This is a genomic window from Armatimonadota bacterium, assembly GCA_020354555.1.
Classification (GTDB): Bacteria; Armatimonadota; Hebobacteria.
Genome location: CP070648.1, coordinates 4,663,886 through 4,678,025, shown reverse-complemented (window position 1 = coordinate 4,678,025; position 14,140 = coordinate 4,663,886). Strand labels below are relative to the sequence as shown.

Annotated in this window: 11 protein-coding genes; 10 read left to right on the top strand and 1 reads right to left on the bottom strand. The window is 65.7% G+C overall.

The genetic code is table 11. The features are described from left to right. The 8 genes from dnaE to hslU form a co-directional block, all read left to right on the top strand. Positions 1–2,999, top strand: a 2,999-nt coding sequence (gene dnaE / locus JSV65_19215) for a DNA polymerase III subunit alpha (protein UCH34621.1), incomplete at its 5' end; no start/stop codon positions are given. 58 nt (positions 3,000–3,057) lie between these two features. Then, complete coding sequence (locus JSV65_19210; GenBank protein UCH34620.1) at positions 3,058–4,410, top strand: TrpB-like pyridoxal phosphate-dependent enzyme; 1,353 nt, start codon at positions 3,058–3,060, stop codon at positions 4,408–4,410. A 98-nt stretch (positions 4,411–4,508) separates the two neighbouring features. Then, the gene (gene hisD, locus JSV65_19205) at positions 4,509–5,804 is read left to right on the top strand and encodes a histidinol dehydrogenase (GenBank protein UCH34619.1); all 1,296 of its coding nucleotides are present in this window, start codon (positions 4,509–4,511) and stop codon (positions 5,802–5,804) included. Next, a complete protein-coding gene (locus JSV65_19200) occupies positions 5,801–6,850 on the top strand; it encodes a hypothetical protein (protein ID UCH34618.1) in 1,050 nt (349 codons plus the stop codon). The genes hisD and JSV65_19200 overlap by 4 nt, the downstream gene beginning before the upstream one ends. Before the next feature lie 70 nt (positions 6,851–6,920). After that, the gene (gene hisB / locus JSV65_19195; protein ID UCH34617.1) at positions 6,921–7,505 is read left to right on the top strand and encodes an imidazoleglycerol-phosphate dehydratase HisB; all 585 of its coding nucleotides are present in this window, start codon (positions 6,921–6,923) and stop codon (positions 7,503–7,505) included. Positions 7,506–7,550: 45 nt separating this feature from the next. After that, positions 7,551–8,474, top strand: a complete 924-nt coding sequence (locus JSV65_19190) for a beta-propeller fold lactonase family protein (protein ID UCH34616.1) — start codon at positions 7,551–7,553, stop codon at positions 8,472–8,474. 326 nt (positions 8,475–8,800) lie between these two features. Then, positions 8,801–9,334, top strand: coding sequence for an ATP-dependent protease subunit HslV (gene hslV / locus JSV65_19185; GenBank protein ID UCH34615.1), 534 nt, complete (start codon positions 8,801–8,803; stop codon positions 9,332–9,334). Positions 9,335–9,416: 82 nt separating this feature from the next. After that, positions 9,417–10,823, top strand: coding sequence for an ATP-dependent protease ATPase subunit HslU (gene hslU, locus JSV65_19180; protein UCH36850.1), 1,407 nt, complete (start codon positions 9,417–9,419; stop codon positions 10,821–10,823). Positions 10,824–10,925: 102 nt separating this feature from the next. On the opposite strand, the gene JSV65_19175 is transcribed toward hslU, so the two are convergent. After that, positions 10,926–12,230 (bottom strand): cupin domain-containing protein, encoded by a 1,305-nt coding sequence (locus tag JSV65_19175; protein UCH34614.1) that lies wholly within the window; start codon positions 12,228–12,230, stop codon positions 10,926–10,928. Between the two features lie 350 nt (positions 12,231–12,580). Here JSV65_19175 and JSV65_19170 point away from each other — a divergent pair, with 350 nt between their 5' ends. Beyond that, positions 12,581–13,852 carry a Glu/Leu/Phe/Val dehydrogenase gene (locus JSV65_19170; GenBank protein UCH34613.1) on the top strand — a complete coding sequence of 424 codons (1,272 nt, stop codon included), beginning with the start codon at positions 12,581–12,583 and terminating at the stop codon, positions 13,850–13,852. 47 nt (positions 13,853–13,899) lie between these two features. Continuing rightward, positions 13,900–14,130 (top strand): hypothetical protein, encoded by a 231-nt coding sequence (locus JSV65_19165; protein UCH34612.1) that lies wholly within the window; start codon positions 13,900–13,902, stop codon positions 14,128–14,130. Positions 14,131–14,140 lie beyond the last annotated feature (10 nt).

Sequence of the window (14,140 nt, the reverse complement as noted above, 5' to 3'; positions counted from 1 at the left end):
TACGCCTCGGGAGCGAACTGGGCATTCCGCTCGTCGCGACGAATGACGTTCATTACCTGCGCCAGGAGGACGCGGCGGCGCACGATGTCCTGCTGTGCATCCAGACCGGAAACACGGTTGACGACCCCAAGCGGCTGCGATTCCACGGCGATCAGTTCTACCTCAAGTCGCCGGAGGAGATGGCGGCGCTGTTCCCCGAGCACGGGGAGGCGCTCGCGCGCACACGCGAGGTCGCCGACCGCTGCAATGTCAAGCTGGCGTTGGGCGAGGTGCGGCTTCCGCACTTCGAGGTGCCCCCCGGCTACGATCACGACTCCTACCTGCGCGAGTTGTGCCTGGAGCGACTGCCAGCGCGCTACCCCAAGGCGGACGAAGCCATCAAGACGCGGCTCGAAGACGAGTTGGACGTCATTAGGCAGCGCCAGCTTGCGCAATTGATCCTGATTAGCTGGGACGCGGTGCACTTCGCGCGTGAGAACGGCATCCTCGTCGGCCCCGGGCGCGGCTCCGCCGTCGGCAGCGTCGTCCTCTACGTGCTGGGCGTGACGAATGTTGACCCAATCGAGCACGGGCTGCCCTTCGAGCGGTGGATGAACCTCGAGCGCCTGAGTATGCCCGACATTGACTCCGATTTCGAGGACAGCCGGCGCGACGAAGTCATCCGCCACATCAGCGAGCGCTACGGGGCGGAACGGGTGGCGCAGATCATCACCTTTGGCACGATGGGCGCGCGCCTCGCCATCCGCGATGCCGGGCGCGCGATGAGGATGCCTCTCGCCGACGTCGACCGCCTCGCCAAGATGGTGGACCCGACCGCGACGATCTCGCAGAGCCTGGATACGGTGCTCGAGCTGAGCAACGAGTATCAACGCAATCCCGAGGTGCGCAAGCTGCTCGATACCGCGATGGCCGTCGAGGGCCTCGCCCGCCACGCCTCGACCCACGCCGGCGGCCTGGTCATCTCGGAATGTCCGCTCACCGACATCGTCCCGCTCCAGCGCTCGACGGAAGGCGAGGGGGTCACCACCCAGTTCAAATGGGAAGACGTGGTGGACGTCGGCCTGCTCAAGCTCGATATCCTGGGCCTGCGCACGCTGTCGGTGATCAAGCACGCGCTCGCCCTCATTCACGAGAGCCGCAGCGTCGAGCCCGACCTCGACCTCGACCGCATCCCGTTCGACGACCGCGCCACGTACGAACTCCTGGCGCGAGGCGAAACCGCGGGCGTTTTCCAGCTCGAGAGCGCGGGCATGCGCCAAGTGCTGATGGATTTGCGCCCGGACCGGTTCGCGGAGATCATCGCCGTGGTCGCCCTCTACCGGCCCGGGCCGATGGCGCACATCGCCGACTTCATATCCGGCCGTCACGGCCGGCGCGAGATCACTTACGCGCACCCCAAGCTCAAGCCCATCCTCGAGGCGACCTACGGCATCATCGTCTATCAGGAGCAGGTGATGCAGATCGCGCGCGACCTGGCGGGCTTCTCGATGGCCAGCGCCGACGCGCTGCTCAACGCGATGCGCAAGAAGAAGCACGAGGCGATGGGCAAGCTGCGCGAGGAGTTCATCGAGGGCGCCAAAGCCAACCGCGTTTCTCGCGCCGTCGCCGACGACATCTTCGACCGCATGGCGGTCTTCGCGGGGTACGGGTTCAACAAGGCACACGCGGCATGCTATGCGCTCAACGCCTACCAGACGGCGTATCTCAAGGCCAACTACCCCGCTGAGTTCATCGCCGCCCAGCTCACGAGCGTCGGCGACACCAAAGACAAGTTGGCGGCCTACATCGAGGAATGCCGCCGCATGGGCATCCGCGTGCTTCCGCCCGACATCAATCAGAGCGGACAGAGCTTCACTGTATCGGGCAACACGATTCGCTTCGGGCTGGCCGCTATCAAGCACGCCGGCCGGGCGGCCGTCGAAAGCATCATCCGCGCGCGCGAGCAGGGCGGACCGTTCGCCGAACTGTACGACCTCTGCGCGCGGGTCGATACCGCCGCGGTCAACAAGACCGCGATCGACGCGCTGATCAAGGCGGGAGCGCTCGATTGCCTTCCCGGCCATCGCGGCCAACTGCTGGAAGCCGCGGGGGACGCGTTGGATGCGGCTCACCGCGCCCAGCGCGATCGCCAGGCGGGCCAGGCGTACCTATTCGACGGCGAAGCCGGCGCGGAAGCGGTCGCGTTGCCGTCGCTGCCCGACACGCCCGAGCTGAGCCAGGACGAACTGCTCGCGCTGGAGAAGGAATACCTGGGCCTGTTCGTCTCTGATCACCCCCTGTCGTCGATCGCCGACGAGCTTGCGCAGCAGGTCACCGCGCGGGCGTTTGAGTTGCCGGAGATCGAGGAGGGTTCCGACGTCATCTTGGGCGGCGTGGTCAACAGCTGTCGGCGCTATACGGCCCGCAACGGCCGGCCGATGATGTTCCTGGGTCTGGAGGACATGACGGGCAGTGTCGAAGTGACGGTGTTCCCCGACGCCTACGAGCGGTGCGGCGGAGAGATCGCCTCCGGAGTGATCGCGTTGGTTCGAGGCAAGGTCGAGAAGAGCCGCCGCGCGGCGGAGCAGGTGGAAGGGAGATCGGGCGCGTCGCGTATGGTTGCCTTCGAGGTCGCCCGGCTGGACGATGCCGATGCCGTGAAGGCGCTGCGCGCCGCGAGCCGACGCCGCTCTCGCGCCAGCGGCGGCAACTACAACCACCCGAACCACGTCGCGCCTGCGCCCCCGCCGCCGACGCCGGAACGGCCGCGATCCGCTCCGCGCGAGCGCGTGCACATTCGCATGCCGGCGGCGCAGGCCGACACGAATGTCCTGCAAGAGCTCAAGCAGCTCTTGCGCCGGCATCGGGGCGACGACCCCGTGCTGCTCCACCTCTGCGAGGAGGCGTCGGAGACGAGTCTCGCCTTGGGCCGCACGTTTTCGGTGGCCGCCAGCGACGCTCTGCGTCAGGAAATCGAAAGCTTCCTTGGCGAAGGTGCGGTGTGGAGGGAGACGCTTTAGCCGGGTTACCCGGATAGCGTACATTACAGCGGTGAAGGCCGCAAGGAGGTATCATCGAATGCCCGAGACGAAAATCCTATTGCCCGAGAAGGAGATACCGCGGCAGTGGTACAACATCGCGGCGGATCTGCCCAAACCACTCGATCCCCCGCTGCATCCGGGCACGCGTCAGCCGATTGGCCCCGACGACCTCGCGCCAATCTTCCCCATGGGGCTCATCATGCAGGAGGTCAGCGCCGACCGCTGGATTGACATTCCCGACGAGGTCGCAGACGCCTACCGCCTCTATCGGCCGACGCCGCTTTACCGCGCGCAGCGGTTGGAGAAAGCCCTCGACACACCAGCGAAGATCTACTACAAGTGGGAAGGCGTCAGTCCGCCGGGGAGCCACAAGCCGAACACCGCCATCCCGCAGGCCTACTATAACAAGCAGGAGGGCGTCAAGCGCATCGCCACGGAAACCGGCGCCGGGCAGTGGGGCAGCGCGCTTGCCTTCGCCTGTGGGTTGTTCGACCTCGAATGCACTGTGTACATGGTGAAGGTCAGCTACAACCAGAAGCCGTACCGGCGAATCATGATGGAAACGTGGGGAGCTACATGTCACCCCAGCCCGACTGACATGACCGAGGCCGGTCGGAAGATCCTGGCCCAGGATCCGGACAGCCCAGGCAGCCTCGGGATTGCCATCAGCGAGGCAGTGGAGGACGCCGTTACTCACGACGATACGCGATACTCGCTGGGCAGTGTGCTCAACCACGTGCTGCTGCACCAGACCGTGGTCGGCCTTGAAGCGAAGCAGCAGATGGAGATAGCTGGTGACTACCCTGACGTCGTGATCGGCTGTGTCGGGGGCGGCAGCAATTTCGCAGGGTGCTGTTTCCCCTTCCTCGCCGACAAGTTTGCTGGCAAACAGGTACGCGCGGTCGCGGTGGAGCCGACCGCTTGCCCGACTCTGACCAAGGGGCAATATCGCTATGACCTCGGCGATACCGTCGGGATGACTCCGTTGGTGAAGATGTACACGCTTGGCCATACGTTCATCCCGGCCCCCATTCACGCCGGCGGCCTGCGCTACCACGGCGATGCGCCACTCCTCAGCTTGCTTGTGAAAGAGGGCCATATGGAGGCTGTGGCCTATCACCAGAACCCTGTCTTCGAGGCCGCCCTCACATTCGCTCGCACTGAGGGACACATCCCGGCCCCCGAAACGGCACACGCAATCAAAGCCGTATTTGACGAGGCGCTGGCGGCGAAGAAGGCGGGACAGGAGCGCGTTATTCTCTTCAACAACAGCGGCCACGGGCACTTCGACCTCGCGGCCTACGCCTCCTATCTGGAGGGTAAGCTCGAGGACTACGAGCTCGCCCAGGAGAAGATTGACGCCGCCTTGGCCGAGCTGCCCACGATATAGAACGCCTGCATCTGCCGCTGGCGGACCGCGCGGAAACGGCCGCGTCTGAGTGACAGACGACTCGCGGTTCGCCAGCGGCGGGCTGTGCGGACGCCACTATGCGAATCTTCAGCACCGAGGATATTCCCCTCGACCAGATTGCCCAGGCCGTCGTGCCTGCTGCGCGCGCAGCCGATTCGGCTGCCGAGCACAGCGTGCGCGAGATCGTCGCCGCCGTGCGCGAGCGCGGCGACGAGGCGGTGGTGGCGTATTCCCGCGAGCGCGATTGGCCCGAGGCCGAAGTCGCGACGCTGCGCGTGCCAGAGGCCGAGATCCGCGCGTCCGCGGACACGATCAGCGCAGACGATCGGGCGGCGCTCGAAACGGCGATCGCGCGCGTTCGCGCGTTTCACGAGAAACAGCTCCCGGAGGGCATGCTCGAGCCGGATGATGAAGGCGCGGTGTTGGGATGGCGGTTTACGCCGCTCGATTCCGTAGCGGTTTACGCGCCCGCCGGGGTGGCGCCGCTGTTGAGTTCGCTCATCATGGCCGTCGTCCCCGGGCAGGTCGCGGGCGTCGGCCGGATAGCCGTCGCCACCCCGCCCGCGCGCGACGGCAGCGTAAACCCAGGCATCCTCGCCGCTGCAGCCATGCTTGGCATCGCGGAGGTGTACCGCGTCGGTGGGCCGTGGGCCATCGCTGCCCTCGCCTATGGCTCAAAGAGTATCCCGGCGGTTGATAAGATCGTCGGCCCAGGCAATATGTTCGTCAACCTCGCCAAGGCGATGGTCGCGGGCGTGGTCGGCATAGACGGGTTCTACGGGCCGAGCGAGGTCGTGGTTCTGGCGGACGAGCATGCGGACGCACGGCAGGTGACCATTGACCTCGCCGCCCAGGCCGAGCACTGGGACGATTCGGTCGCGGTTCTGGTGACGCCGGTCCGCGCGCTGATCGAACGGGTCAACACCGCGCTGGAGGATGCGGTCAGGGACGTCAGCCGGGGCGACATCATCCGCCGCTGCCTCGAACGGCACGGCGGAGCGATCCACGTGCGGGATCTAGATGAAGGCGTCGAGTTGGTCAACCTGTTGGCGCCGGAGCATCTCGAATTGGCGGTCGGCGATCCGCGGAAGGTGCTGGGCAAGATCAAGCACGCCGGCTGCATACTGCTCGGCCCCGACACCCCGACCGCCGTGAGCGACTACCTCGCGGGGCCGAGTCACGTCCTGCCGACCGGGCGCAGCGCCCGATTCTCGTCCGGCCTGGGGGTGATGGATTTCATGAAGCGTTCCAGCCTGGTGTCGGTTACTCCCAAATGGCTGGCGCGCTACGGCCGGGAGGTCGAGCAACTCGCGCGGTTGGAGGGGCTTGATGCCCACGCCCGCTCCGTGCGCATCAGGACAAAGCAGAGATGACCGACCGCGAGCCGGACCCACAGTACGCCTCTTCGGGCGCGGTGCTCGTGCGCCCGCAGGTCCTGCCGCACCTTGCTTCGATTGACACCGTTATCTTCGACATTGACGGCGTCGTGATGGATGTCACGCAGTCCATTCGAACCGTGGGCTGCGACGCCGTGCGCGTGTACCTGACCCAGCTCGCCGGGTGGCCCGACACCGGCGCGTTCGTGGAGCCGGAGGAGATCGAGCTGTACAAGCTCGCAGACGGCTTCAACGACGACTGGGAAATCGCCGGCATCAACGTCCTGACGTACCTCGTCAAGTCGGAGTTGACGGGCAGCACAGACGCCGCGGCGCTGCGGCAAACGACGCCGTCCATCGCCGACCTCGCCGCCAACGCGCGGCGCTCCCGCGGCGGCGTGCCTTTCGTCCGGCAAACGTTGCTCGGCTTGTTGGACGGCGCGGCGCGCGAAAGGGCCCTCGGCCTGTGGGACTGCCGGAAAATCGTTCAGGTGTTTCAGGAGCTGTACGCGGGAGAAGATCACTGCTTCGCGTTCTACGGCTACCACCCGCAGTACGTTCACGTCGCTGGCCGCATCGCTCTCGATCGGCCGCTGATCCGCCGTGAGAGCATTCCGCCTGCCATCGGCAAGTTTGGCGTGTACAGCGGGCGGACGTGGGAGGAGACTCGGGCGGCGCTGGAGATGGCGGGCATCGCCGACCTCTTCACGCGCGAGCGCGTCATCGTCGTTGATGACAAGCTGCTCAAGCCCGATCCCGGCGGCCTCGCCGCGCTCGTGCAGCGCATGGAGTCGGCCGCGGCGATCTACATCGGCGACATGCCGGACGATCGCGAGGCGGCCCGGCGATACCGAGCCGCCAAGTCCGACACCGATGCGGAGGTCTTCGACTGTCTCGTGCTGTCGGGGCCGCTGGGAAGACGTGACGATGACGAGATCCGCGCCGGGTGCGCCGACGTCATCGCGCCGGACGTTAACGCGTTCATGGAGTGGTGGACCGAGATAGCTGCGGAGAGCCGGCGCGCGGCAGTTCACAAGCCCTGACCGCGGCACGGCCTGCGCCGCGCGCGACAGGAAGAGCCGTGGCCGCGGCGTAACTGCAACGGGGGTTGACATGAGAACCGCCAGCATTCAGCGCAAGACCAAGGAAACCGACATCAAAGTCGAAGTCGGCCTCGACGGGCCCGGGCGGGTTGCCGTCAAGACCGGGATTGGCTTCTTCGACCACATGCTCGATCTGGTGGCGAAGCACGGCGCGCTGACGCTCAAGGTCACGGCCAAAGGCGACCTGGGAGTAGATTTCCACCACACCGTTGAGGATGTCGGGATATGCCTGGGCCGGGGGGTGAAGCAGGCGCTTGGCGACAAGGCGGGCATCAGGCGTTACGGCACGGCAATCGTGCCGATGGACGAGGCGCTGGTGATGGCGGCGGTGGATGTCAGCGGCCGCGCGCACCTGAGCTACAAGCTGGATTTGCGCCGCCGGAAGGTACGAGATTTCGAGGCGGAGTTGGTCGAGGAGTTCTTCCGCGCCGTGGTCAACGCCGCGGGCATGAACCTCCATCTTCGCCAACTGGCGGGGCGCAATACGCACCATCTCATCGAGGCTGCGTTCAAGGCATTCGCGCGCGCGCTGCGCGAGGCGGTCGAAAGCGACCCGCGCAGCGGCGGCGTCCCCTCGACGAAGGGAACACTGTAGTCCCGACCGCTGGTTGCCCCATCAGGCCGGAGCATTCTCCCCGTGATGATGTCAGCCGACGACGCGATCCTTCTCGTGGTCAACAAGCACGAGGACACGATGTCCTTCGTGAACCCGGAGACGCTCGAATGCGTCGCGACCGTGGGTACGGGACACGATCCGCACGAGATCATCATCACGCCCGATCAGCGATCAGCTTATCTGTCCAACTACGCGCCGCCGGGCGACACCGTGTCCGTGATAGACCTGGTTGCACGCGAACACGTCCGGCAAATCCCCACCGGAGAGTTCGTCCGCATCCATGGAGCGGCCATCGCCCCCGACGGCAAGCACGGCTATTTCACGGCGGGCCAGACGGGGTATGTCGTCGAGATTGACCTGCGTACGAATGCCGTGACGCGAGGCATCCCGACTCACGGCGAGATCTCGCACATGGTCGTCGTATCCCCGGACGGACGGCGGCTGTATACCGCGAACATCGCGTCCCGCAACGTATCCGTGATAGACGTCGAGTCCGGCAAGCTGACCGCCCAAGTCGAGTGTGACCGGGGATGCGAGGGCCTCGCGTTCACCCCGGACGGCAGGTTCCTGTGGGCGGCGAATCAGGACGCGGGGAGCATCACGATCATTGATGCCGGGTCTCATGCAGTCGCTGAGACGATCATCTGTCGGGGCGTGCCGCTGCGCATCAGATTCACGTCGGACGGGGGCCTCGCGCTGGTCACGAGCTGGGAGCAGGAAGGCGAACTGGCGGTGATTGACGTGCCCGGCCGCCGCGAGGTCAAGCGTTTGCGCCTGGGGAATCAGCCAATCGGCGTCGAGATCTCGCCGGACGGCCGCCGCGCGTTCGTCACCAACATGTCGTCCGACGAGATTCACGTGATTGATATGGCGGGACTTGCCGTAGTCGACGTGTTCCATACCGGTGGCGGGCCGGACGCAATGGCGTGGTGGCGGCCGCCGCGGTAGCCGCGCGGCGATCCGGATGACCGCTTCGGCCGAGCATGTGCAGGGACGACAGGGGGCCACCCGGAACCCCTGCCATGGGAGCGGTCGGATAGGTATCGAGGTCCGCACATTACTGAAAAGCGCAAGGGACGGCGGAACCTCTCTCAAACGGACCTCGTCCGGAAGAGTCTGCGGGCATTACCGGTGCTGCGGTAATACCCGAGACTCCGTAGCTGGCATGGCGCGAGGACAATTGTGACCGCAGTGCGTCCCGCGCGGTGTGCGTTCGCAGTATAATACTGCGAGGAATACGTGACCGCGCGGGCAAGTCGGAAAGGGAAGACGGCATGCTGAACGCCACGACCATCTTGGCGGTAAAGAAGGGAAAGCAGGCGGCACTGGCGGGCGACGGGCAGGTGACGCTCAACAACACGGTCCTGAAGCACACCGCGAAGAAGATACGCACGCTGCGCGATGGCGCGATCCTGGCCGGTTTTGCGGGAGGCGCCGCCGACGCTTTCGCCCTCTTCGAGAGGCTGGAGTCGAAGCTCGAAGCGACGCGGGGGAGCCTGGCGCGTGCGGCCGTCGAACTCGCCAAGGACTGGCGGACGGATAAGCTCCTGCGCCGTCTGGAGGCGATGCTCATCGCAACCGACGGCGAGCGACTCTTCGTCATTTCGGGCAACGGCGACGTGATCGAGCCTGATGACGGCGTCGCGGCCATCGGCAGCGGGGCGCCGTATGCGCTGGCGGCCGCTCGAGCCCTGGCGCGCCACACCGATCTTCCCGCCGAGGCCATAGCGCGCGAGGCGCTGGCCATAACCGCCTCCATCTGCATCTACACCAACGACCAGATAGCGGTCGAGACACTAGGCGGCTAGCCGTCACCCGCACAGGGAACGCCGCCGGCGCGGCCGCTAACGGCAGGAGTAACTGATGGCGACACCGGAAGCCCACGACCTCATGGCCGAACTCACACCTCGGCGTATCGTCGAGGAACTGAACCGTTACATCATCGGCCAGGAGGCGGCGAAGCGCGCGGTCGCGGTGGCGCTGCGCAACCGGCACCGCCGACGGCGACTCGAAGGCCCGATCCGCGAGGAAGTCATCCCCAAGAACATCCTCATGATCGGCCCTACGGGTGTCGGCAAGACGGAGATCGCTCGGCGGCTGTCGCGGCTGGCGGCCGCACCGTTCGTCAAAGTCGAGGCGACCAAGTTTACCGAGGTCGGGTACGTGGGGCGCGACGTCGAGGCGATCATACGCGAACTCGCGGACGTGGCAGTGCGCATGGTGCAGAGCGAGAAGATGCGCGAGGTCGAGGACCGGGCGGGCGCGGAGGCGATAGAGGAGATCGTCGAGGCGCTGCGCCGCCCGCGTCGCCCTCGCGCGCCGAAGATGCAGGCGCCGCTGGATGCGGTCGCCGCGTTCCTCGGGCAGCGTCCGATGGAGCAGGAAACCGAAACGCCTGAAGCGCCAGACGAGGAAGCCGAAACGTCCCGAGCCCACCTGCGCCAGCGCGTCGAGGACGGCGGAGTCGATGACGAGATCATCGAGATCGAGGTCGAGGAGAGCAAATCGCCGTTCGTCCAGATCTTCTCCCCGGCCGGCATGGAAGAGATGGGCATGAATCTGCAGGACATGCTGGGCGGGATGATGCCAAAGGCGAAGAAGCAGCGGCGCGTCACCGTGGCCGAAGCCAAAGAGATCCTGACCTACCAGCGCGCTCAGGCTCTGATCGACATGGATCAGGTCACCGCGGAGGCGATCGAGAAAGCCGAGGAGTCAGGGATCGTCTTCGTCGACGAGTTGGACAAGATCGCGGGCCGCGAGACCGGTCATGGGCCGGAGGTGTCGCGGGAGGGAGTGCAGCGTGACATCCTGCCCATCGTGGAGGGCTCCACGGTGATGACGAAGTACGGCCCGGTGCGCACGGATCACATGCTGTTCATCGCCGCCGGAGCGTTCCACATCTCGAAGCCGTCGGACCTCATCCCCGAGCTTCAGGGGCGCCTGCCGTTGCGCGTGGAGCTGACGTCACTCGGCGCAGACGACTTCGTGCGCATCCTGACCGAGCCCGAGAACTCGCTGATCAAGCAGTACTGCGCCCTGCTAGCCATCGAGGGGGTCGAGTTGGACTTCACCGACGACGGGGTGAGCGAGATCGCGCGCATCGCCGGCGAGGTCAACGAGCGCACGGAGAACATCGGCGCGCGGCGCTTGCACACCGTCATGGAGCGGCTGCTGGAGCAGGTGTCATTCGACGCCCCGGACATTGCGCCCGTGCAGATCGTGATTGATCCCGCGTACGTGCGCCAGCGACTCGCGGACCTCGCCGCGGACGCGGATACGAGCAGGTACATCCTCTAGGCCGCGCCGTACCGGGTATTCCGCAATGAGCGCGATGTGAGGGGCGCCGTCGCGCCTCGCCGGTACGCCGCAGAGATTCCAGGCCGTCCAACGCCCCTGCGCCTACTTCAGCGCCACGACCCAGAGCATCTCCGCCTGCTCGTCGCCCGGGTTGGTCCACGCGCTCGGGACGTCGTTCTCCAAGTAGATGCTGTCGCCCGCGCTGAGCGTGCGTGTCTTCCCGCCCACTTCCACTTCCAGCCGGCCGCTCAGAACGAACCCGAGCTCCGGCCCCTTGCGCAGCGAGAAATGCTTGTTCAGCGTGACCCCGGGCGGCAGGATCAGAACCACCGGCTCCATGTCGCCGGCCATATCTGCGTCGCGCAGGCTTTCCACGTAGACCGGCTTGCGCTTGCTGCCGCCGATCTGCGTTCGCGAACGATCCTTCTCCCGCATAATGCCGACGGTATCTTTGGGCAGCTCTTGCCCGTTCAAGACGGGGCCCAGGTTCAACTCCAGCTCGCGCGCGAGGCCGAACAGATTGGTGAGCGACAGCGCGATGAGGCCGTTCTCCGCCTGAGACACGGTGCTGGCGGTCACCCCGAGCAGGTCACCCAGCTCGGCCTGCGACAAGCCCTTCTTCAATCGCGCCGAGCGAATCAGCTTGCCGAGTCGCACCAGCTCGCGCTTGCTGTCCGCAACCAGGCGGAGCCTGTTGCCGGCGGTTTCGTAGCGCTGCGGCGCCTCCGCCTCGGCGTTCAGCGCGCGCCCCTCGGCCTTGACCACCTGTAGGGTGTAGCTCCCCTCGGAGCGCGATAAGTCAACGGCGACCTGTGTCACGTGCTTCAAGTTGGCGCGGAATGAAGACGAGTGCGCCTCCTTCTCCAGAATCCAGTAGGCGATGGTCTTCAGGTCGTACAGCCGCGGGCAGGCATAGGTGAAGAAGCGATACGCACGCGACGTGTCGGCCCACAGGTCCTGCATCCCGGTGAGGCTGTCGAAGACGTACTTGGCACCGACGCCGGCTTTGCCTTCGATATCGTTGAGCGCGGCGGTGAAGGTTTCGACGTTCGCCGGCTCCGTGACGCGCACGACATGGGCGAGGTCCTGCGCTGTGGCGCTATCGTAGAACCGCGCGAAAACAGGGTCGCCGTGGCCCTTCCCGTCTGTGAAACAGTCCACGAGGATGAACTTGGGCTCGTCGAACAGGTCGCCCAACTTCTCTTTCATCGTGACCGGGGAGTGGTTGAAGGACAGGTAAACGGCCTTGGTGCCGTCCCGGATGTTCGCTTCGAGGAAGGCGCGCATGAAAGCCTCGATGTGGCTGCCGGCTTCGACCTCCCAGACAACGTTCTCCCCGATGCGCAACTGACCGAGCAGTTGGTCCAACCACGCGACTCCGGTGCTGACCAGGGTCGGACTTCGCATAGACGACACCTCTCACGGACCGTAACGAAGGTAACCGGGGTACGCTGCGGCGCGGCTGCCCGCCGCAGCCAAATGTCCCGATTCCACAGACATCATAGCGCGACCGCAGGGGAATTTCAAGGCTCCGGCGCCGTGACGCCCGGTCGCACGCATCCCGGGAGCCCTGGTGCGGCGTCGCGCTGCCAGGCGAGGCGGGACATCCGGCCGGACGACGGCCTGACGGCGGGTCGCTTGACAAACATAAGCCTGACCTATAAAATTGGTTTGTTTAGTCCTGCTAATAATAGCTACGATGCAGCGAGGCTAATGAGGCGAGCTTTCGCCTAGTCTGGCGGCGTGGAGCGCGAACAATGGCAACGGATGCAGTCGGGGTCGGCGAGCGTAGTTGCTTTGAGATTGCTTTGTCCCAGTTGGATAGGGCTGCCACGGAGTTGGCGCTCGATCCCGCAGTACACGCGATCCTACGCGAACCGATGCGGGAGTTGCACGTGGCCTTGCCGGTCATGATGGATGACGGCAAGGTCGAGGTGTTCAAGGGCTTTCGGGTACAGCACAACGATGCCCGCGGTCCGGCCAAGGGCGGCATACGTTTCCACCCCGACGAAACGATAGACACGATTCGCGCCTTGGCTTCGTGGATGACCTGGAAGTGCGCGCTGTCCGACATCCCCTTGGGCGGCGGCAAGGGCGGCGTCGTGTGCAAACCCAAGGCGATGTCCCGGGGGGAGCTGGAACGACTGTCTCGCGCCTACATCGGCGCCGTGCACCGCATCCTCGGGCCGGACATGGACATCCCCGCGCCGGACGTGTATACCGACCCCCAGATCATGGCGTGGATGATGGACGAGTACTGCAAGTTGACCGGCCATTACTGCCCCGGCGTCATCACCGGCAAGCCGCTCGCCCTCGGCGGGTCCATGGGCAGAGGAGACGCGACCGCTCGCGGCGCGATCTTCACCATCCGCGAGGCGTGCAAGCATCTCGGGATGGATGCCACGGGCGCCACCGTGGCGATCCAGGGCTTCGGCAACGCGGGCTCCTTCGCCGCGCTGCTCGCCGAGCAGCTGCTGGGCTGCCGGGTCGTCGCCGTGAGCGACTCAAGCGGCGGCGCGCTGAATGCGCGCGGCATTTCCGCCGCCGCCGCCGTCGCGCATAAAATGGACACCGGCTCGGTCGTCGGCCTGCCTGATACGGAGCAGATCGGCGGGGCGGATCTGCTGACCGTCGAGGCCGACATTCTGATCCCCGCGGCGCTGGAGAACGTCATCACCGAGGCCAACGCCGACCGCATCCGGGCCAAGATTGTCGCCGAAGCGGCGAACGGGCCGACGACGCCGGAGGCCGACGTCATCCTGCACGACAAGGGCGTGTTCATGATCCCGGACTTCTTGTGCAACGCGGGCGGCGTCATCGTGTCCTACTTCGAGACGGTGCAGAACCGTCAGTCGTTCTACTGGGAGGAGGGCGAGGTTCACGAACGGCTCGACCGCAAGTTGACCAAGGCGTTCTTCGACGTATTGAGCGTCGCGGAGCAGCGCAAGATCGACATGCGGACCGCGGCCTACTGCGTCGCGGTGCAGCGCGTTGCCGAGGCGATGAGGCTCCGCGGCTGGATCAGGTAGCACAGCGCAGCCCATAGGGCAGGGCGACAGGAGAAAGGCAGAGACGAATGCATCAGGCACTGGCCGCTACCGCGGCAACCGAAAGCGCCGCGGCGTCACTCTCACCGAAGGATGAACTGCGGGCGTTCCGCAGCGTCGTGCGCAGCTTGACGGCTGACGCGGCGAACGCGCTGTGTGAGCTTGAGGCGTGGTGTACCGATGCGGACCAACTGGAGCGGTGCTACCTGGTTCGGCACTATCTGGACTATATGAAACGGTTGTGCGAGGGCCGAGTATAGGGCATAGTCG

Excerpts from the sequence above, each read along its gene's own strand:
- JSV65_19165 (UCH34612.1), top strand. The coding sequence starts at position 13,900 with ATGCATCAGGCACTGGCCGCTACCGCGGCAACCGAAAGCGCCGCGGCG.
- hisD (UCH34619.1), top strand. The coding sequence starts at position 4,509 with ATGCGAATCTTCAGCACCGAGGATATTCCCCTCGACCAGATTGCCCAG.
- hslV (UCH34615.1), top strand. The coding sequence starts at position 8,801 with ATGCTGAACGCCACGACCATCTTGGCGGTAAAGAAGGGAAAGCAGGCG.
- JSV65_19210 (UCH34620.1), top strand. The coding sequence starts at position 3,058 with ATGCCCGAGACGAAAATCCTATTGCCCGAGAAGGAGATACCGCGGCAG.
- JSV65_19190 (UCH34616.1), top strand. The coding sequence starts at position 7,551 with ATGATGTCAGCCGACGACGCGATCCTTCTCGTGGTCAACAAGCACGAG.
- JSV65_19200 (UCH34618.1), top strand. The coding sequence starts at position 5,801 with ATGACCGACCGCGAGCCGGACCCACAGTACGCCTCTTCGGGCGCGGTG.
- JSV65_19175 (UCH34614.1), bottom strand. The coding sequence starts at position 12,230 with ATGCGAAGTCCGACCCTGGTCAGCACCGGAGTCGCGTGGTTGGACCAA.
- hisB (UCH34617.1), top strand. The coding sequence starts at position 6,921 with ATGAGAACCGCCAGCATTCAGCGCAAGACCAAGGAAACCGACATCAAA.
- JSV65_19170 (UCH34613.1), top strand. The coding sequence starts at position 12,581 with ATGGCAACGGATGCAGTCGGGGTCGGCGAGCGTAGTTGCTTTGAGATT.
- hslU (UCH36850.1), top strand. The coding sequence starts at position 9,417 with ATGGCCGAACTCACACCTCGGCGTATCGTCGAGGAACTGAACCGTTAC.